This is a genomic window from Streptomyces sp. NPDC001750 (assembly GCF_042892615.1).
Taxonomy (GTDB): Bacteria; Actinomycetota; Actinomycetes; order Streptomycetales; family Streptomycetaceae; genus Streptomyces.
The window spans coordinates 239,763-258,321 of the sequence record NZ_JBIAUE010000002.1; the positions used below are offsets into that span (position 1 = coordinate 239,763).

The following is an 18,559-nucleotide window of genomic DNA, read 5'->3' on the forward strand; positions in this document are numbered from 1 at the left end:
AAGGCGTTGAAGGGACCGGTGCTGTGCGCGGTGTTCTGTTCGGAACGGTACGAGGCCGAGGCTCAGCGGGAGGTGGAGGGCGGCCTCGACGCGCTGCCCGGGGCGTGACCGGGGCCTCGCTGGCCGCGGGTGCGCTCCTGCTGGCCTCGGGGTGTTCCTCGGACGTCGGTGCCGTCGGCGGGCAGGTCGGCGGCGTGCCCCCGTCCCGGGCCGCCGCCCCCTCCGCCACCGGCCCGGCGGCCACGCCGTCCGCGACGGTCGCCCCGCCGCCCGCGAAGGGCTCGGTGCGGGTGGTCTCCACGCTCACCGAGGGCCTCGATTCGCCGTGGGGGCTGGCGGAGCTGCCCGACGGCGATCTCCTGGTGTCCTCGCGCGACAAGGGCACGATCACCCTGATCGACGGGAGGAGCGGGAAGAAGACCCTGCTCGGCGCCGTGCCGGGGGTCGCGCCCGGCGGGGAGGGCGGGCTGCTGGGCATCGCCGTGTCCCCCGACTACGGTTCGGACCGTCTGGTGTACGCCTACTTCACGACCGCGTCCGACAACCGGATCGCGCGCATGCAGTACGACGAGAACGGCACGACGCCGGGCCGCCTGCTGGGCGCGCCGGACACGATCCTGCGCGGCATCCCGAAGGGCTCGGTCCACAACGGCGGGCGGATCGCCTTCGGCCCGGACCACATGCTGTACGCGGGCACCGGTGACACGGGCGACGACCGGCTGGCGCAGGACAGGAAGTCGCTGGGCGGGAAGATCCTGCGGATGACCCCTGACGGCAGGCCCCTGCACGGCAACCCGGAAGCCGACTCCGTGGTGTATTCGTACGGACACCGCAATGTGCAGGGGCTGGCCTGGGACCGGCACAAGCAGCTGTGGGCGTCCGAGTTCGGGCAGGACACCCGGGACGAGCTGAACCGGATCGTGCCGGGCGGCAACTACGGCTGGCCACAGGCCGAGGGGAGGTCCGGGAAGAGGGGATTCATCGATCCCGTGGCACAGTGGAAGACGTCCGAGGCGTCCCCGAGCGGGATCGCGTTCGCCGAGGGCTCGATCTGGATGGCGGCCCTGCGCGGTGAGCGGCTGTGGCGGATCCCGCTGTCCGGCAAGGAGGACGGGGAACCCCTGGCGGCCCCGCAGTCGTTCCTGGAGGGGAAGTACGGCCGTCTGCGCACCGTGCTCGCCGCGGGCGGCGACAAACTCTGGCTCGTGACGAACAATACGGACACGCGCGGCACCCCGAAGCCGGGAGACGACAGGATCCTGGTGCTGGAGGTGCGGTAGCGACTACAGCGGTGAAAGGGCGTGCGGCCGGTGTTCAACTTCTTCGAGGAAATCTTCGCACCGGGTCGCAGACACGCCGCCGAGGAACGCAAGCGGCTGGAGCTGTCCCGCGTCGATCTCGGCGTCGGCGACCCGGGGCGCGGTCCGATAGATCTGGCCTCCGGAAAGGTCGTCGTCCGCGCGCCCGGGAGCGGCAGGACGCCCGGTGCCGGCCGGCCGGACGACGACGGGTGCGCCCCGCCGGCGGGCCGGGGTCCGGCGCCGGAGGCCGTGTCCCGCCGCATACCGGGGGCCGCGTCTGCTCGCACACCGGACATGGGCTCGGCCACGGACCCCGACGCGGGCCCGGACGCCGAGCCGCGCGACGGCGGCGCTTCGCAGGGCGGGGCCGGGGCGCGGCCGTAGCACGGACCGTCGGGTTCGTCGGGTTCGTCGAGTACGTCCGGTGCGGCGCGGAACCGACGGAGCCAGAGGCGCGTCACAGGGCGTCGGTGGCGTCCTGGGCGGGGTACAGCCGGAGCCGATGGGCGAGGGCGGCCGCCTCGCCCGGCCGGAGACGCCGAGCTTGGCGAGGATGTTGGAGACGTGCACACTCGCCGTCTTGGGCGAGATGTACAGCTCCTCGGCGATCTTGCGATTGGTGCGGCCGGCGGCGACCAGCCGGTGCACTTCCTGTTCACGTCTCGTCAGTCCGAGGCGCTCCAGGGTCCGCGCCGCGGCCTCCCCCGGGTGGCGCTCGGCGTGTTCCGTCGCCGCGCCGGTGCCGTCGTCCGGGTCGGGAACGGTGACGGGGGGAGCCACGAGTGCGGTCACGGCGGCCGGTGCGCCGGGCCTCTCGCGTTCGCCGTCGACGCGACCGCGGGCCGGGCCGGGGTCGGCGAGGGGGACGCGGGCTCGTGCGGCCAGCCGCTCGACGGTCTCGGCCAGCGGGCGCGCGCCGAGCCGGAGGGCGGCGCGGTGGGCCTCGCACAGCAGGACGGTGGCGGCGGACCGGTCGCCGGGGCGCCGAGGAGAGCCGTGGCCCAGCGGCGGCGGATCCGCGCCAGCTCGTAGGGGCGGTGCAGGGGCGCGAAGGCCGTGGCGGCGCGGGACCAGTGGTCGGGGGCGTCGACCCCCTCGGCACGGGCCAGTTCGGCTTCGGCCCACAGGGCGTACGCGGCCCATACGGGGACGAGCGTCGGCAGCCGCTTCAGACGGGCCCGGACGTCGGCGAGGACCGCCGGCCGGTCGGCGTCCGCGGCGGTACGGCCCCGGAAGTCCGCCTCGGCCGCGGCGGCGACGAGGAGCAGCGGCAGCACGTACCGCTGCTGGGGTCCCGGGCCGGAAGTCCTCGTCCGCCAGGGTCTCGAACGCGGCCCGCGCCTCGGGCAGCCGGCCCCGTCGGACGGCGAGGCTCATGGTGTGCCGTACGAAGGTGATCCGGTGTCCAGGGTGAGAGCCGTATGAGCCGCATCCGCGTCGGGACAGGGCCAGTTGGACTTCAGCCTCGGCCAGATCGCCCCGGGCCAGGGCGAGTTCGGTACGGAAGGAGGCGACGCGGGCCCGTGCGCTCTCGGACCGGGCGGCACGTGCCGCCGCGGCTGCGGTCGTCCGGCTCTCGTCCCAATACCCCAGGGAGAACAGCGAGTTCGCCCGTTCGCAGCGGACGGACGCCTCCATGTCGGCGATGCCGAGGGCGCGGGCGGTGTCGATTCCGTCGTCGGCGGCCGCCACGGCTTCCAGCGAGCGGCCCATGGATTCGAGCGTGGCGGGGGAGGGCGGTGGCGGCCCGGCTCATGACGTCGGCCAGGCGCAGTTCGCCGGCCTTCTCGCGGACGGCGTACATCTCGGCGATGCCGTCGTCCACGCCGCCCGCATCGGCGGTGAGCCGGCCGCGCACGAGTCCGGCGTGCAGCGCGACGCGTTCGTCCCCGACGAGCCGGGCGTACTCCACGGCACGGTCGGCGGCCGACAGCGCGTTCGGCCCGGGCCGGTGCCGGGCACCCCATCCCGCGACGTTCATCAGGACGTCGGCGTGCACGGATGACGGGGGCAGTCCGCGCACGAGGTCCTGGGCGCGGGCCAGTTCCCGTCGGCCGTCGCCGTGTCCGAGGTCCTGTGCGAGCCGGGAGCGCCGGACCCACCAGGACGAGGACGACGACGCGTTGCGCGGAGACACGTTGTGGAGAACGGGGCGTACGGGAGGCCGTCGGCCCCGGTGCCCACGCAGCCGCCGACGGCGGCGACGGCCCCGCGTCGTACCGCCTCGCCCAGGAACTCCTCGACCAGTCTGGTCTTCCCGACGCCCGCCTAGCCGCCGATCAGCAGGGCTCGGGGACCGTCACCGGCGCCGCCGGTCCGGCCGTCGTCCGGCGCGGCGGCCCGGGTGAGCGCGTCCACGAGCGCGGCGAACTCGGCCGCGCGGCCGACGAACACGGGGCTGACGGACACCGAACCGACGGACAGCGAGCTGTCGGAGACGGGACCGACGGGCGCGGGGCCACCGGAGACGGGAATGACGGACTCAGGACTGACGGGCCGGGTCTCCACATCGCCGAGCATCGCACACGAGCCGGGAGCACGGATCCGGGAGCGGGGGTCCGGCAGCGGGTCCGGAACGAGGGTTCCGGAACGGGGGTTCGGGAACGTGGGTTCGGGAACGGGGTCCGGGAGCAGCGGTCCGGAAACGCAGGTCCCGGAGCACGGATCCGGGAGCACGGATCCGGGAGCACGGATCCGCGAACACGGCCCCGGAACTGGGGCGTCGGCCGTCGCGTACGTCCCGCCGCATCCATCGCGTCCAGCCGTTCCCACTCGCCCCCGTGCCTGCGGCCGTGCAGGAGTTCCCAGCGCCCCGGCCCACCCGTCCCCAGGCCTCCGGCCGTTCCACGCCGTACGGGCCCATGGTGGTACGGCGGACGACGCCCCCCGTACGCCGCCCGCCGCACCACCTCTCGCCGCACCGCCGTCGAGGACTCAGTCCGCGGCGGCGAACGCGGTCCGCAGCCGGGCCATGTAGTCGGCGAGCGCGGGGGCCCAGCACCCGTAGTTGTGTCCGCCGTCGCAGGTGGGGGCCAGTGACGACCCGTCGCCGTAGTCGACGAGACGGGTGCGCAGCCCGAGCTGGTCCGAGCGGGCCTTCACACGCTCTGCGGCGATCGCGGTGAAGTGGTCGATGAGCCCCTGGTCACCGGTGTAGAGCGTGGTCTCGGTCCCGGCGAGCGCGGACAGGTTGGCCGGGGAGGCCGGGTTGACCGCCTTCCAGACGCGGTCCGCGTCGAACACCGGGTAGGGGGAACCGTAGATGGCGTCGCTGTCCACGGTGGGGCCGTATCCGGTGCACTTGCCGGTGCCGGAGGGGGTGGAGGTGCTCACGGCGCACCACGCGCCCGTCAGGTTGAGCTCCGTGGCCAGGACCGCTCCCCGGATCTCCGCCATGTCGAAGTCGATGCCCCCGGACAGGGAGGCGGCATGGCCGAAGAGATCGGGACGGGCCTCGGCGTAGTGCAGGGCGCCGGAACCGCCCATCGAGAGACCGACGACGGCCCGGTGGGCCCGGTCGGCGACGGTCCGCAGGTTCGCGTCGATGAAGGGGACGACCTGATCGAGGTGGAACGTCTCCCAGTTCGCCGCCCCCACGACGGTGTTCTGCATGACCCAGTCGGCGTACCAGCCCTTGAGGCCGCCGTCCGGGACCACGGTGATCATCGAGTCCGAGCGCAGCGCGGGGGCTGCCGCCGCGTCGTTCACGTTCCCGCCCCCGCCGTGCAGGAAGTACGCCACCGGCCACCGTCGGTCGGGGTCGGAGCGATAGCCGCTGGGCAGGAAGACGCGGATCTTGTGCGGGCCCGACACCTGCGGTGTGGTCACGGTGATGGTGAAGTCGTTTGCCGAGTGCACCTCGGTGCCGCCCGGGACCTGGGTCAGTCCGAACCCGTCGGACAACACGGGTGGATCGGAGCCCTCGGCGCTCGCGGCCGGTGCAGCGAGCGTCGCCGTCACCGTCATCGCGGCGGCGACGACGGCCGTTCTCGCGTGCAGTCTCCAGGCGTTCAGTGCTGATCTCATCGGTGGTCCTTCCCGAGAGCGGATGTCTCTCATGGTTTCCGGGGGGAGGTGAGGAGCGGAGGGAGCGGACGCCCTTCGGGCTTCGGAGGGCTCAGAGCGCGCAGAACGCGTCCGTCATGCCCTTGCCCGTATCCGCCTGCCCCTTTGTCCCGGCGAGCATGTGGTACTCGTTGTTCGCGTGCAGCGCCTGCTCGGAGCCGTCCTCACTGGTGAGCCACTCGCTGAAGTAGCCGAGCACGGCACCGTTGTGGCCCCACGCCCACTTCCCGCAGGGCAGCTTGACGTGTTCGATGCCCAGGCCGTAGCCGGCGGTGCCCTCGGCGTTCACCGGCACCGTGGTCTTGAGCTCGGCCAGCTGCGCGGGCGCCAGGAGCTTCCCGGTCAGCAGGGCCCGGGAGAACGTGGCCAGGTCGTCCAGCGTCGAGACCATGGCACCGGCGCTCCCGGTGACCTGCACGTTGGAGACCGTGCCGTCGCCGATGAGGAGGACGCGCAGGACGTAGCCGTGAAGGTAGTTGCCGTACAGGGCGGGGTCCTCGGTGGGGAAGCTGGTGTCGCGCAGACCGAGCGGTTCGATGATCCGCCGCTGGACCTCGGTGGCCGGTTCCGAGCCGGTGACGGCCTTGATCACCATGCCCGCGAGCACGTAATTGGTGTTGGAGTAGCCGAACTTCTCCCCCGGCCCGGTCTTGGGAGCGCTCCGGGCGAGGCCGATGTCGACCAGGGACTGCGGCGCCATGGCCTCCCTCGGGTTGGTGTTGAGGTAGTACGGGGTGGACACCTGGAGGGCGCCGAGGTAGTCCGGCAGGCCCGAGGTGTGGTTGAGGAGCTGACGGATCGTGATCTTGGCGCCGTCGTAGCCGTTGGCGGCGACGGCGCCCGGCAGCCATCGGGCGACGGTGTCGTCCAGGGAGAGCCGGTGCTCGCCCTCCAGCTGGAGCAGCACGGTGGAGATGAACGCCTTGGTGTTGCTGCCGATCCGGAACTGCGCCTTCGGGTCGGCGGGCGCCTTGGCGGACAGGTCACCGACCCCCGCCTGCACGTACTGGGCGTTGTCGCCCTTGCGCACCATGCCGACCACGCCCGGGTATCCGTCGGCGACCCCCTGCTGGGCGCCGGACCGGAGGATGTCGGCGGGGGTCGATTCGACGGCGGTGGCCTGGCCGGCACCGCCCGCCAGGAGACAGACGGCGACGGCGGCCGTCAGCAGCCGGCCCCGGCGCCGCGACGACGGCCGGCGGGCCGTTCCCTCGGCGCCGGAACGACCGGCGTCCGTCGCCGTACGGGCCTCGGGACCGGCGAACATGCTCACGCTCATGCGTTTCTCTCCTTCTCGACCGGAATTAAGGGATCGTGCTGGAATCACGGAATCGTGGTGGTGCGGAACGGTGGGATGACGCGGCGGCGTGAACAGCCATGTTCACGCCCGTCGACCACGCACGGGGCGCGCACGCATCGACCGCGCACGAATCCCGCACATGTCGACTCACGTTCCTCACGGGCCTATCGACTGCACGCGGCCGCGATCATCAGCAACAGCAGGACGACTCCCACCAGCTGAAGACACCCGTTGCCGCTCTCCGGGTTCTTCCGGTTGGCCTCGACATGGCCACCGGGAGGAATCCCGGGATGCTGCTTGGTGTAGTGGTCCATCTGACGCCGCGCGCCCTCGGATTCACTGAGCCACGACGTCTTGAAACCGCATTCACCGCACCAGAAGCGATATGCCATGCCGACTCCTCCTATGTGGTGGCGGGAGGCATTTCCATGGGTGCCGGCCGGGTCCGGCGTCCGAACGGCTCCGCTCACCGCGGATCCGCTCGCCGCACCGGCCGGACACCCATGAGCCTGGCGTTCGCGCTGCTCGGAGGACAGGTCATGGCACCGGTCATATATGACCGGTCGTCACGGTAGGCTCACCGACGACCGCGCTCGGTGGTGGAAGGGTGTCGAAGTGACCGATCAGCTCGGCACGCTGTTGCGTCGGCTGCGGACCCGATCGGGGCTGACCCAGGAGCAGTTGGGGGAGCGGTCCGGGGTGAGCGTCAGCACCATCCGCAGACTGGAGACGGGGCGGTCGAGAGATCACCGGCTGGGGACGCTGAACCTGTTGGCGGACGCCCTCGAGGTCGGGCCCGACGACCGGCGGCAGATCGCGGCCCTGCTCGCGAAGCTCCAGGCGGTCGCGCCCGGTCCTGGACCGGCCGCCCCCGGTCCCCCGTCGGCCGAACCCGCCTCCCCTGCAATCGAATCGGCCGCAGGTGCTCTCGAACCGGCGTCCGTCGCGCCCGGATCGACCCTGCGCATTCCCGAACAGGCCTCACAATCACGTGAGTCGACCACCGCAGTTTCATCGGATTCGGCCACGGGAGTGCGCCTTTCGAGGTCCGGCACGGCCGATTCGCCCGGCACTCCGCCCGTACCGCATTCCGTTCCGGCGGCCCGCAGCATGTCCCCGGTGGACGTCCGAGGTGCGCTCGCCGACGCCGCCGCCGAATTGGCGAGGGAAATCGGGCGTCGCTGGCGGCGCGAGGAGGAACAGCGCCGGGTTCACGACCCGTTTCCGTTACCGGTGCGCTGGCGGGAGGCGCCGGAATTCCTGACGGACTATCCGGAGAACATTCAGCGCCTTCCTTCGGGGGCGACTCCGCACCGAATCGACCTGGAGGGCGACGTGCGGAGCGTGGCCGAGGTCTACCGGAGGATCCGGTCCGGGCGGCTGGTGATTCTGGGCCGGGCCGGATCGGGCAAGTCGATCCTGACGATCAGGTTCGTCCTGGACTATCTGGAGGACACGGACCACGCCGACAAGGTGCCGGTGATCTTCAGTCTCGGCTCCTGGGACCCGACGACGATCGCGTTGCGGGACTGGCTGGTCGACCGGCTGGTACGCGATCACCCGCATCTGGCCCGCCGGGCCCCCGACGGGGGGCCGCTGGCCGCCGCCCTCGTCGACGCCGGTCTCGTACTGCCGGTCCTGGACGGCTTCGACGAGGTCGCGGAGGGCCTGCGGCAGGCGTCACTGGAAGCACTCAACGCCGTCTCTCTCCCGCTCGTCCTGACCAGTCGGCGTGCCGAGTTCGCCGAGGCGGTCCATGCGGCGGGGACGCCCCTCGTCTGGGCGGCCGGGATCGAACTCACCGACCTCGCCCTCGACGACCTCGTGGCCTATCTGCCCAGGACGGCCAGGCCGATCGTCCGCGGCAAAGGCATCCGTGGTGAGGGCGCCGACGGTGCGGGTGTCCGCGGTCCAGGCGCCGACGGCGACGGGAGCACCCGGGACGGCGCGGTGTGGGGGCCGGTCCTGGACGGGCTGCGGGACCGGGAGGGCCGGGCGGCGGACGTACCGCTCGCCAGGGTCCTGAGCACCCCGCTCATGATCGTCCTGGCGCGGACGATGTACAGCGAGGCGCCCGACCGGAATCCGGTGGAACTGCTGGACACGGAACGGTTCCCCGACGAGAAGTCCCTGGAGGAACACCTGCTGGCGGGCTTCGTACCGACGGTCTACCGGGGCCACGCCGCCGAACTGACCGCCGCGGACCACCGGCGCGGCGAGCGGAACCGGGTCCGGGCCCGGCCCCGGACCGGGGACGGGAACCGGGACCCGGAAGGCACCGAGCGCTGGCTCGGCTATCTCGCCCACCACCTGGCCCGGCTCGACCGCGACCAGCAGGACCTCGCGTGGTGGCGGATCAGCGGCTCCGTGCGGCTGTCCACGCGCGTCGCGGCCGTCGCACTGGCCTCCGCGCTGAGCGTCGCCGTGTCCGAGTGGCTGGTCGCCCTGTTCTTCATTCCGATGGCGTTCGGTGATTCCCTCCTGCTGGGTGCCCTGATGGGGACATGCGCCGGTCTCTCCTTCGCGTGCGTGTACGGGATCATGGCCGCGGTCGGCGCCGGGACCTTCGAGCCGTCCTACGTGCGGCTGAGACTGCACCGCAGGGGCGAGGGCATCGGCCGGCGTCCGGTCCGCGTGTTCACCACCCGGTTCGGGGCCGTCCTGCTGGGCGGATTCGTCATGGGCGTCGGCTGCGCGAGCTCGCTCGCCCTCCAGCGCCGGCTGTCCTACGGCATCCCGCTCACGAACGAGCGGGTCATCGAGGGCACACTCATCAACATGTTGGCCTTCGGCCTGATCTTCGGGGCGGGCGCCGGGCTGGTGTTCGGCCTGCTGGCCGTGCTCGAAGCGCCCCTGGACGTCGCCTCGGCGGCCACCCCCGCCGGTCTGCTGGCCTGGAACCGCACGACGGTGGGCCGACAGGTCCTCGTCCTCATCCCGGCGCTCACCCTCGCGATCGCCCTCGACGGCTATCTGTTCACCGATCTGTTGCAGGAGTTCCTCGGACCGATGAACTGGGAGTTGGAGGACGGGCTCGTCATCGGGGCGGTCGGCGGCCTCGGCGGCGCGCTCTCGTACGCGTTCTCGTTCACCGCCTGGGGCCAGTGGGTGATCCTGGCCCGCGTCTGGCTGCCCCTGACCGGCAAGCTGCCCTGGGACACGGTCGCCTTCCTGGACGACGCGTACCGCCGGGGCGTGCTGCGCCAGACCGGGGCGGTCTACCAGTTCCGCCACATCCGGCTCCAGCACCACCTCGGCCGCTCGTACCGCGAGCAGCAGGCCCGGTACGCCCCGGCCGGATTCACCGGCCGGAAGTGACCAGGGGCGCGCCGTCACCCGCTCCCGCCCCGACCCGCCGCGGCGTCAGGCGTTCCGGGCGCGCCACTCCGGGGCCAGCACCGACCAGACCTCCGAGTCGTACCGCTCCCCGCGGTAGAGGTAGCTCTGTCGCAGCACTCCGTCGCGCCGCATGCCGAGCCGCCGGGCCACGGCGATGCTGCGGGTGTTCGTGCTGGTCGCCTGCCACTCCACGCGGTGCATGCCGCGCTCGTGGACCGCCCAGTCGATCAGTTTCCGCGCCGCCCGGGTGACCAGGCCGCGCCCCTCCCCCGCCGGTTCCAGCCAGCAGCCGATCTCGCAGTTGCCCGAGTCCGCCTCGAAGATCCGGAACAGGACACCGCCGACGAGCGTGCCGTCCAGCCAGATGCCGTAGAGCCGTCCGGTGTCGTTCGCCTGCTTCTCCGCGTACCGCAGGAGCAGGGCGCGTGCCGAGTCCGCGTCGGTGGCGAAGGAGGCGAGGGGGATCCAGGGGTCGACGAGTGCGCGGGCCCGGTCCATGTGGGCGAGGAACTCCTCGGCGTGCCACACCTCCAGCGGGCGCAGCTCCGCCCCCTCGCCTCCACGGCCCCGGTGGTTCGCCTGACCCGCGTGGCCGCTGCCGTCCCCGCGCTCCCCGCCGTCTCTGCCGATTGCGTCGTCTGCGTCGTCTGCGTCGTCGCCGAGGGATATCGCGAACATCATGCTCCGTCTCGAACCGTCTTCGTCGCCCGCGCGGCCCCGGCCTGTTCCGCCGGTGGCGCCGCGTGCGCCTCTCGCGCGATCCTCGCATGCGCCGTGCCGCGCTCCGGAGCCTCGATGCTGATCCGCGGCAGCCAGCGGTCCAGCCGGCGCGGCAGCCACCAGTTCGCGCCGCCGAGCAGATGCATCAGGGCGGGGACGAGCAGCGTACGCAGGACGAAGGCGTCGAGGGCCACGGCCGCGGCCAGCGCGATCCCGAACATGGCGATGACCCGGTCGCCGCTGAGGACGAATGCGAGGAAGACCGAAATCATGATCACCGCAGCGGAGTTGATCACCCGGCCGGTCTCGGCGAGACCGACCCGTACCGCCCTCCGGTTGTCACGGGTCTCCAGCCACTCCTCGTACATGCGCCCCACCAGGAACACCTGGTAGTCCATGGAGAGCCCGAAGAGCACGGACACCATGATCACCGGCAGGAACGGCTCGATCGGACCGGAGCTGCCCAGGCCCAGCAGTTCGCTCCCCCACCCCCACTGGAAGACCGCCACGACGACCCCGAACGAGGAGGCGACGGCGGCGATGTTCATCACGGCGGCCTTCAGCGGGATGGCGATCGACCGGAAGGCCAGCAGCAGGAGCAGACAGCCGAGCGTGATGACCACACCGACGAAGAGCGGCAGCTTGTCCATGACGGTCCGGGCGAAGTCGTCGTACCCGGCCGTGACCCCGCCCACATGGGCCTGGAGCGAGGTGTTCGCCTCGGCCTTCGGGATGACGTCCGAGCGCAGCCGGTCGACGAGGTCGCTGGTGTCCCGCGACTGCGGTGACGAGGTCGGTACGACGGTGACGAAGGCGGTGTCGCCGCCGGCGTTGTACGTGACCGGGCCGACCGAGGCCACTCCCTCGGTGGCGCGCAGCGTGGCGGGCAGGCCGTCCATCGCGAGCCGGTCCCCGGCGCCGTCGAGCTGCGCCACGATCGTCAACGGGCCGTTGACGCCGGGCCCGAATCCGTCGGACAGCAGGTCGTACGCCTGCCGGGTGGTCGACGAGGCCGGGTTGTTGCCCTGGTCGGAGGTGCCCGGGTGGAGGGAGAGCGTGGGCAGCGCCAGCACCAGCATCACCGCGGCGGCGAGTGAGCCGAGCAGTTTGGGGTGGCGTTCGACGAACCCGGACCAGCGGGCGGCGAACCCGGTGGGGACGTCGGGCCGCGGGCCCTCCTCGGCGAGCCGGGCCCGTTCGCGGCGGCTCAACGCCCGCATCCCGATGAAGGACAGCAGCGCGGGCAGCAGGGTCACGGACGCGGCCACGGTCAGGACGACGGTGAGCGAGGCCGCGATCGCCACACCGTTGAGGAATTCGAGTCGCAGGACGAGCATGCCGAGCAGCGCGACGCACACCGTGGCCCCGGCGAAGACGACGGCCCGGCCGGTCGTGGCGACGGCACCGCGCGCGGCGTCGGCGACCGGCATGCCCTGGCGCAGACCGGCGCGGTGCCGGGTGACGATGAACAGCGCGTAGTCGATGCCGACGCCCAGCCCGATCAGCATGCCCAGCATCGGGGCGAAGTCGGCGACGGTCATCACATGCCCCAGCAGCATGATGGCCGCGTACGCCGTTCCGACGGAGACGAGGGCGGTGGCGATGGGCAGCATGCTGGCGGCGAGGGAACCGAAGGCGAGGAACAGGACACCGGCCGCGACGACGACCCCGATGGCCTCGCTGAAGTGGATGGCGGGCGCCTCGGTGAGGGCGACGGCCGGTCCGCCGAGTTCCACCCGGAGGTGGTCGGCCTCGGCCGCCTTCGCCGTGTCCACGAGGGCCCGCGCCTGGTGCGCGGGGATCTCGTCGGACGGCCGGTCGAAGGTGACCGTGGCGTAGGCGGTGCGTCCGTCGGGGCTGATCTGTCCGGCGCCGGACGCCCCGTACGGCCCGGTGACGGCACCGACTCCGGGCAGTTCCTCGACCGCGTGCAGGGTGCGGGTCATGGTCTGCCGGACGTCGGCGGCCCGCACGGTGGAGTCGGTGGTGTGCCAGACGATGGTGTCCGTGTCCCCGCCGAGGTCCGTGAAGCCGTCCTTCAGGAGATCGGCGGCCCGGCCGGCCTCCGTGCCGGGCACGTCGTACTGGTTGGAGTACGCGGAGCCGGCGAGGCCCGCCGCGGTGGCGGCGCCGCCGAGGGCGAGAAGCCAGACGAGAACAGTGACGAGGCGGTGCCTGATACACCAACGGGCAAGGGCGGCCACCTGACGTGCTCCCTGACGGTTCGCGGACGGTTCGCGGCTCTTCCGGCACACGGCTCGTCGGGCTCGTGCCGCCACGGGTGGGTGGCGCACGGGGGAACGAGACATGGAGCACCCGCGAAGAACGCATGACGTGGGTATGTCCACTCTCGCAGCCGATGGTGATCCTTTGCCCCATTCGTGGCATTACTCACAGGCCCCGCCCGCGAGCGGTGCCTGGTTGCTCGTCCCTGATTCCTTGTGCGTGCCGCCCTGGCCGCGGTGCCGTCGGGCGGTCACGGCCCTCCCGCCGCGGCGGTCCGTCGTCGAGCCGGCCCGAGACCGCGTACCGGCGGTCGGCGTGGGCGACGACGTGCCCGGCCGGAGCGGCCCGGGAGAGCTCGCCGGGCGGGGTGGTGGGGACGGCCGGCTCCCGGAACGGATCACCGTTGCGGTGGTCGTCGAGGACCTCCGTGCACAAATGGGACCGGACGCCCGCACTCCTCGCCCTCCGGCACCGGCGCATCCAGGGCTCGGCGGCCGGGGCGGGCGCGTCCACCACGGCCCGCTCCACCGGGGCGCCGCTCCACCGGGGCGCCGCGCCGCCCGGGAACGCACGAGGCTCCATGCCCACCAGCGTGACCACGAGCACGCGGGGCGCGGACCGACGGTTCCGCCCGGCCTCGAACCTCCGTGCGAACCGCGGGGCTCCGGCCGCCCGTGAACGGCCGGTCCGGCCGTCGCCGTCAGCCGGAGACGCTCGCCCGGCCGTTCTCGATGTGTCCCATCAGCCGACGCCGGAAGCCGCCCTCCCCGTCGACGGTGATCTCCAGGTCGTACCAGCCGTGCGCGTCCGCCGCCGAGTGCACCACCGTACGGCTGCGTCCCGGCTTGACCTCGACCGTCCTGGTCCAGTCGCGCAGGTCCGCCTCGTCGACGTATCCGAGCGGCCGCACGGTGAAGGTGAGCGTCGTCCGCCCGTTGTTGCGCAGGACGAGATGCAGATCCCGCTCGTGCGCGTCGATCCGTGAGCCGACCTCGGCACCGGCCGCGGCGGCGCCCTGGGCGGGCCCGGCGAACTCGCGCCGGAAGCCGTTGGGGCCCGTCACCGTGAACCGGTACGCCGAGCCGTTGACGGGCACCGACCAGTGCGCCGTGCCCTTCACGTCGCGATGCTGCGGCACGGGGAACTCGCCCGCGTACGGGTACAGCGTGAAGTGCGCGGAGGAGCGGCCGGTGTTGCCGAGGGCCACGCGCACCTCACCGCCCACCAGCCGGGCCTGCGCGTCCGGCTGGTACGGCAGCGGGCGGGCCGGGCGCACCCCGGGCTCCTGTGCGGGCATGTGCTGCACGAGCGGCGGCCTCGGCGCCCAGCGTCCGGTGAACGGCGGGATGGCGCCGGGCTGTTCCACGTCGGGCCGCCGCCGTGCGCGCTTGAAGTCGAAGGCCGAGGTCAGATCGCCGGTGACGGTGCGCCGCCAGGCGCCGATGTTCGGCTCCTCCACCCCGGTCCAGCGCTCCAGGAAGCGGATGACGGAGGTGTGGTCGAAGACCTCGGAGCAAACGTAACCGCCCACGGTCCAGGGCGAGACGACGAGCAGCGGGACCCGCATGCCGAGACCGGTCGGCTTGCCCTCCCACCGCTCCTCGGCCACCTCCGGCGGCGCGACGGGCGGCGGCACGTGGTCGAAGAAGCCGTCGTTCTCGTCGTAGTTGATGAGGACGGCGGTGTGCCGCCAGACCTCGGGGTGCCTGCCCAGCACGTCCAGGATCTTGTAGACGATCGTCGCGCTGTGGACCGGCGAGGAGACGCTGGGGTGCTCGGAGTCGAGGGCCGACGGCACCAGGTAGGAGACCTCGGGGAGGGTGCCCGCCGCCACGTCCTTGGCGAACTCGTCGGCCAGCGTGCCGGTCTCCACCCGGCGCAGCCCGCGCTCGAAGAGGCTGCGCTCGGTCCTGTCCAGGGTGGCGACGCCCTGTTCGAGCAGCCCGAACAACCGCTCCCGCTCGGCGGCGTCCGCTTCCCGGACGGCCGAGTAGAAGGACTCCATGTACGTATGACCACCGGTCCTCGCCAGCGCCTTGCGGGCGATCGCCTTGAAGGTGGCGAAGAACTCGATCTGGTTGTCGGTGAAGTTCTCCCACTCGGTGTACGTGCGCCAGCTGCGGCCCGCCTTCTCCAGCCGCTCCGCGTAGGTGCCCCAGTCGTACCCGGGGTGCGTGCCCTCGTCGTACGCGTCGTTGCCGACGGCCCGCTTCCCGTTCGGCTCGTAGCCCGTCCTCCCGCTCCAGAGGTGGTTGCGGTTGGGGCTGGTCGAGGAGTGGATCGAGGAGTGGTAGGCGTCGCAGACCGTGAAGGTGTCGGCCAGTTCGTAGTGCAGCGGGATGTCGCGGCGGTCGTAGTACGCCATGGTGGCGGCCGTCTTCGCGCTCACCCAGCCGTTCATCCAGCCGTCGGCCCACGCTCGGCCGCCGCCGTTCCAGGAGTGGTCGAGCGCGCCGATGTACTGGAGGTCCTTCTTCTGCGTCTCGGCGGCTCCCCGCACCGGGAACGGCAGCACGGAGGCGCCGAGCGGGGCGGGCTGCTCGAAGACCGGCCTGCCGGAGGGCAGCTCGATCGCGTTGCGGTCGCCGAAGCCGCGCACGCCCCGGAGCGTGCCGAAGTAATGATCGAAGGAACGGTTCTCCTGCATCAGGATCACCACGTGCCTGATGTCCCGGAGCCCACTCCCACCGGACCCGGCCGGGTGCGTCGGCTGCGCGGCCATCGCGGCCTGCAGCGACGGCGGCAGCAGCGACCCCGCCGCCGCGGCGCCGAGCGCGCCGCCACCGAGTGCGAAGAGCCGTCGCCGTGAGATGTCCGTGGTCAAGTGAGCCTCCCGAGTCCTGTCGTATGGCCGGGAACGTAATCACGCCAGGTGGCCTCGGGAAGGACTCCGTACGGCTCGGTGGTGAACGTCCAACACGTCGGCCGGAAAGTCCAACCGCCCCCACAGGCCCACGACGGTCCGGCGCCGGTTCGCCCACGCGGTCCGGCCCCGAAGCACCCGGCCGCCCCGGCCCGAGGCACCCGCAGCCGTCCCGGTCCGAAGGAGGCGCCAGGCCGTCCCGGTCCATGGCGCCCGCGGGGGCCCGGCCGAGGCTCGCGCGGCGGTCGGCGCGTCCGCACCGGCGGACGCGGACCCCGGCCCGGACGCGTCGCCGGACGATTCCGGGGGCGCGAACGACGAGGGCGACGACCCGTCGCCGGACCCATCGCCGGACCCGTCGACGCCCGGGGTCGCCGACAACGCCACGGAGGTCTCGCTGACCACGCCGAACCCGGTGGCCGACGCCGACGGGTTCGAGGTGGGCTCCGCGAACCTCAACACCCGATTGCGCACGGACGCCCATGTGGCATCGCCGGACTGCACCACCGAGCCGTACATGGAGTTCGACCTCGGGCGCGCCTGGACCACCTTCGACCTGACGGCGGGGATCGACGACGACTCGAACTACGAGACGGGACGGCTGACCGTCAAGGTGGACGACACCACGCTCTGGGTCGGGACGCTCGAACCGGGCAAGCCGCAGCGGCTGTCCCTGAAGGTGGCGAACGGGCTGCGGCTGCGCATCCAGGTGGACGAGGACTGCGACGGCGCGAAACTCACGCTCGGCACCCCGCTGCTCAAGCGGTAGACGCGGGCGACGGCCCGGACCGCGCACGACGGGGCGGACCGCCCGGGACGGCCTGCTCATGGCGAGACCTGCTCGGGACGGCCTGCTCGGGCCGCCCGCCCCGCCCCGCGTCACGCCCCGATCAGCCGCAGCGCGCCCCACGGCGCCATCGTCGAGAGGCCCAGCGTCGCCGGTACGGTCAGCAGACCGAGCCGGGTGAAGTGGCCGAGCTCCGGCGCGGCGTCGTGGCTGTGCGGGACACGGCGCCGGAGCAGGGTGGCGAGCGAGCCGACACAGGTCAGGTTCGGGCCGAGGTTCACACCGACCAGTGCGGCGAGCACGGGCCGGGACCGGCCGCCGCCACGACCGGGAGCAGGCCGGAGCCGGGGCGCCGGCGGCTGACACGGCCGAAGGGGCGGTGCACCCGGATCACGGGTGCACCGCCCCTTCTGGACGACCACGGGGACCGCCCGTGCTACGGCCGGATCAGCCCTCGACGCCGAGCTTCTCCAGGATCAGCTCGCGCACCCGGGCCGCGTCCGCCTGGCCGCGGGTGGCCTTCATGACCGCGCCGACGAGCGCGCCCGCCGCCGCGACCTTGCCGCCGCGGATCTTGTCCGCGATGGCGCCGTTGGCGGCGATGGCCTCGTCCACGGCCGCGCCCAGCGCGCCCTCGTCCGAGACGACCTTCAGGCCGCGCTTCTCGACGACGGTGTCCGGGTCGCCCTCGCCCGCGAGGACGCCCTCGATGACCTGGCGGGCCAGCTTGTCGTTGAGGTCGCCCGAGGCGACGAGCTCGGCCACCCGGGCGACCTGCGCCGGGGTGATCGGCAGCTCGTCGAGGCCGCGGCCGGTCTCGTTGGCGTTACGGGCCAGCTCGCCCATCCACCACTTGCGGGCCTGGTCCGAGGGGGCGCCCGCCTCGGTCGTGGCGACGATCAGGTCGACCGCGCCCGCGTTGAGGATGGACTGCATGTCGTGCCCGGAGACGCCCCACTCCTCCTTGAGCCGGTTGCGGCGCACCCGCGGCAGCTCGGGGAGGCCGCCCCGCAGCTCCTCGACCCACTCCCGGGCGGGGGCGACCGGCACCAGGTCGGGCTCGGGGAAGTAGCGGTAGTCCTCGGCGTTGTCCTTGATGCGGCCGGACGTGGTCGAGCCGTCCTCCTCGTGGAAGTGACGGGTCTCCTGCACGACCGTGCCGCCGGAGCCCAGCACCGCGGCGTGGCGCTGGATCTCGAAGCGGACGGCGCGCTCGACGGAACGCAGCGAGTTCACGTTCTTCGTCTCGGAGCGCGTACCGAACGTCTCGGTGCCCTGCGGGCGCAGCGACAGGTTGACGTCGCAGCGCATCTGGCCCATCTCCATCCGGGCCTCCGAGACGCCGAGCGCCTTGATGAGCTCGCGGAGCTCGGCGACGTACGCCTTGGCGACCTCGGGGGCACGGGCGCCCGCGCCCTCGATCGGCTTGGTGACGATCTCGATGAGCGGGATGCCGGCGCGGTTGTAGTCCAGCAGGGAGTGCGAGGCGCCCTGGATGCGGCCGGTGGCACCGCCGACGTGGGTCGACTTGCCGGTGTCCTCCTCCATGTGGGCGCGCTCGATGTGCACGCGGAAGACCTCGCCGTCCTCCAGCTGGACGTCCAGATAGCCGTTGAAGGCGATCGGCTCGTCGTACTGGGAGGTCTGGAAGTTCTTCGGCATGTCCGGATAGAAGTAGTTCTTCCGGGCGAAGCGGCACCACTCGGCGATCTCGCAGTTCAGCGCGAGGCCGATCTTGATGGCGGACTCGACGCCGATCTCGTTGACGACCGGCAGCGCGCCGGGCAGTCCGAGGCAGACCGGGCAGGTCTGGGAGTTGGCGTCCTGCTTCAGCTCGGTCGAGCAGCCGCAGAACATCTTGGTCTTGGTGCCGAGCTCGACATGGACCTCCAGGCCCATGACGGGGTCGTAGGACGCGAGGGCGTCCTCGTACGACACCAGGTCGGTGACAGTCACGG

12 protein-coding genes and 3 pseudogenes are annotated in these 18,559 nt (G+C 72.5%); 4 read left to right on the plus strand and 11 right to left on the minus strand.

The genetic code is table 11. The annotated features are described in order from the left end of the window. The first annotated feature begins 23 nt into the window (after window positions 1-23). On the plus strand, window positions 24-1,280 hold the full coding sequence (locus ACFYY6_RS04415) for a PQQ-dependent sugar dehydrogenase (RefSeq protein WP_386608098.1): 1,257 nt from the start codon (window positions 24-26) through the stop codon (window positions 1,278-1,280). 21 nt (window positions 1,281-1,301) lie between these two features. Next, a complete protein-coding gene (locus tag ACFYY6_RS04420) occupies window positions 1,302-1,685 on the plus strand; it encodes a DUF6191 domain-containing protein (protein ID WP_386608096.1) in 384 nt (127 codons plus the stop codon). A gap of 73 nt (window positions 1,686-1,758) precedes the next feature. Here the strand turns inward: ACFYY6_RS04420 and ACFYY6_RS04425 are convergent. The 5 genes and pseudogenes from ACFYY6_RS04425 to ACFYY6_RS04445 all read right to left on the minus strand — a co-directional run. Beyond that, a pseudogene (locus ACFYY6_RS04425) lies at window positions 1,759-3,408 on the minus strand (LuxR C-terminal-related transcriptional regulator); the annotation flags it as partial. 5 nt (window positions 3,409-3,413) lie between these two features. Further along, window positions 3,414-3,821 (minus strand): annotated as a pseudogene (locus tag ACFYY6_RS04430) (ATP-binding protein); the annotation flags it as partial. 414 nt (window positions 3,822-4,235) lie between these two features. After that, window positions 4,236-5,327, minus strand: a complete 1,092-nt coding sequence (locus ACFYY6_RS04435; RefSeq protein ID WP_351521420.1) for an alpha/beta hydrolase-fold protein — start codon at window positions 5,325-5,327, stop codon at window positions 4,236-4,238. A 91-nt stretch (window positions 5,328-5,418) separates the two neighbouring features. Next, window positions 5,419-6,645, minus strand: a complete 1,227-nt coding sequence (locus ACFYY6_RS04440) for a serine hydrolase domain-containing protein (protein WP_389191616.1) — start codon at window positions 6,643-6,645, stop codon at window positions 5,419-5,421. A 185-nt stretch (window positions 6,646-6,830) separates the two neighbouring features. After that, on the minus strand, window positions 6,831-7,058 hold the full coding sequence (locus tag ACFYY6_RS04445; protein ID WP_351521423.1) for a hypothetical protein: 228 nt from the start codon (window positions 7,056-7,058) through the stop codon (window positions 6,831-6,833). 223 nt (window positions 7,059-7,281) lie between these two features. On the opposite strand from ACFYY6_RS04445, the gene ACFYY6_RS04450 reads away from it, so the two are divergent. After that, window positions 7,282-9,984, plus strand: a complete 2,703-nt coding sequence (locus ACFYY6_RS04450; RefSeq protein ID WP_388648007.1) for a helix-turn-helix domain-containing protein — start codon at window positions 7,282-7,284, stop codon at window positions 9,982-9,984. 45 nt (window positions 9,985-10,029) lie between these two features. Here the strand turns inward: ACFYY6_RS04450 and ACFYY6_RS04455 are convergent, their stop codons facing one another. The 4 genes from ACFYY6_RS04455 to ACFYY6_RS04470 all read right to left on the minus strand — a co-directional run bounded on the left by ACFYY6_RS04455 (window position 10,030) and on the right by ACFYY6_RS04470 (window position 15,775). Continuing rightward, the gene (locus ACFYY6_RS04455) at window positions 10,030-10,686 is read right to left on the minus strand and encodes a GNAT family N-acetyltransferase (protein WP_389191619.1); all 657 of its coding nucleotides are present in this window, start codon (window positions 10,684-10,686) and stop codon (window positions 10,030-10,032) included. After that, complete coding sequence (locus tag ACFYY6_RS04460; protein ID WP_388648009.1) at window positions 10,683-12,929, minus strand: MMPL family transporter; 2,247 nt, start codon at window positions 12,927-12,929, stop codon at window positions 10,683-10,685. The genes ACFYY6_RS04455 and ACFYY6_RS04460 overlap by 4 nt, the downstream gene beginning before the upstream one ends. Window positions 12,930-13,116: 187 nt before the next feature. Further along, complete coding sequence (locus ACFYY6_RS04465) at window positions 13,117-13,533, minus strand: hypothetical protein (RefSeq protein WP_389191622.1); 417 nt, start codon at window positions 13,531-13,533, stop codon at window positions 13,117-13,119. Between the two features lie 118 nt (window positions 13,534-13,651). Continuing rightward, the gene (locus ACFYY6_RS04470) at window positions 13,652-15,775 is read right to left on the minus strand and encodes a phosphocholine-specific phospholipase C (RefSeq protein WP_389191625.1); all 2,124 of its coding nucleotides are present in this window, start codon (window positions 15,773-15,775) and stop codon (window positions 13,652-13,654) included. 454 nt (window positions 15,776-16,229) lie between these two features. Between ACFYY6_RS04470 and ACFYY6_RS04475 the strand changes: the two genes are divergently transcribed. Then, window positions 16,230-16,583, plus strand: a complete 354-nt coding sequence (locus tag ACFYY6_RS04475) for an NPCBM/NEW2 domain-containing protein (protein WP_389191628.1) — start codon at window positions 16,230-16,232, stop codon at window positions 16,581-16,583. Between the two features lie 110 nt (window positions 16,584-16,693). Here the strand turns inward: ACFYY6_RS04475 and ACFYY6_RS04480 are convergent. After that, window positions 16,694-16,938 (minus strand): annotated as a pseudogene (locus ACFYY6_RS04480) (arsenic transporter); the annotation flags it as partial. 110 nt (window positions 16,939-17,048) lie between these two features. Continuing rightward, complete coding sequence (gene gatB / locus ACFYY6_RS04485) at window positions 17,049-18,557, minus strand: Asp-tRNA(Asn)/Glu-tRNA(Gln) amidotransferase subunit GatB (RefSeq protein WP_351523772.1); 1,509 nt, start codon at window positions 18,555-18,557, stop codon at window positions 17,049-17,051. Window positions 18,558-18,559 lie beyond the last annotated feature (2 nt).

Coding starts and splice junctions, on each gene's coding strand:
- ACFYY6_RS04435 (WP_351521420.1), bottom strand. CDS start 5,327: ATGAGATCAGCACTGAACGCCTGGAGACTGCACGCGAGAACGGCCGTC.
- ACFYY6_RS04440 (WP_389191616.1), bottom strand. CDS start 6,645: ATGAGCGTGAGCATGTTCGCCGGTCCCGAGGCCCGTACGGCGACGGAC.
- ACFYY6_RS04445 (WP_351521423.1), bottom strand. CDS start 7,058: ATGGCATATCGCTTCTGGTGCGGTGAATGCGGTTTCAAGACGTCGTGG.
- ACFYY6_RS04455 (WP_389191619.1), bottom strand. CDS start 10,686: ATGATGTTCGCGATATCCCTCGGCGACGACGCAGACGACGCAGACGAC.
- ACFYY6_RS04465 (WP_389191622.1), bottom strand. CDS start 13,533: ATGGAGCCTCGTGCGTTCCCGGGCGGCGCGGCGCCCCGGTGGAGCGGC.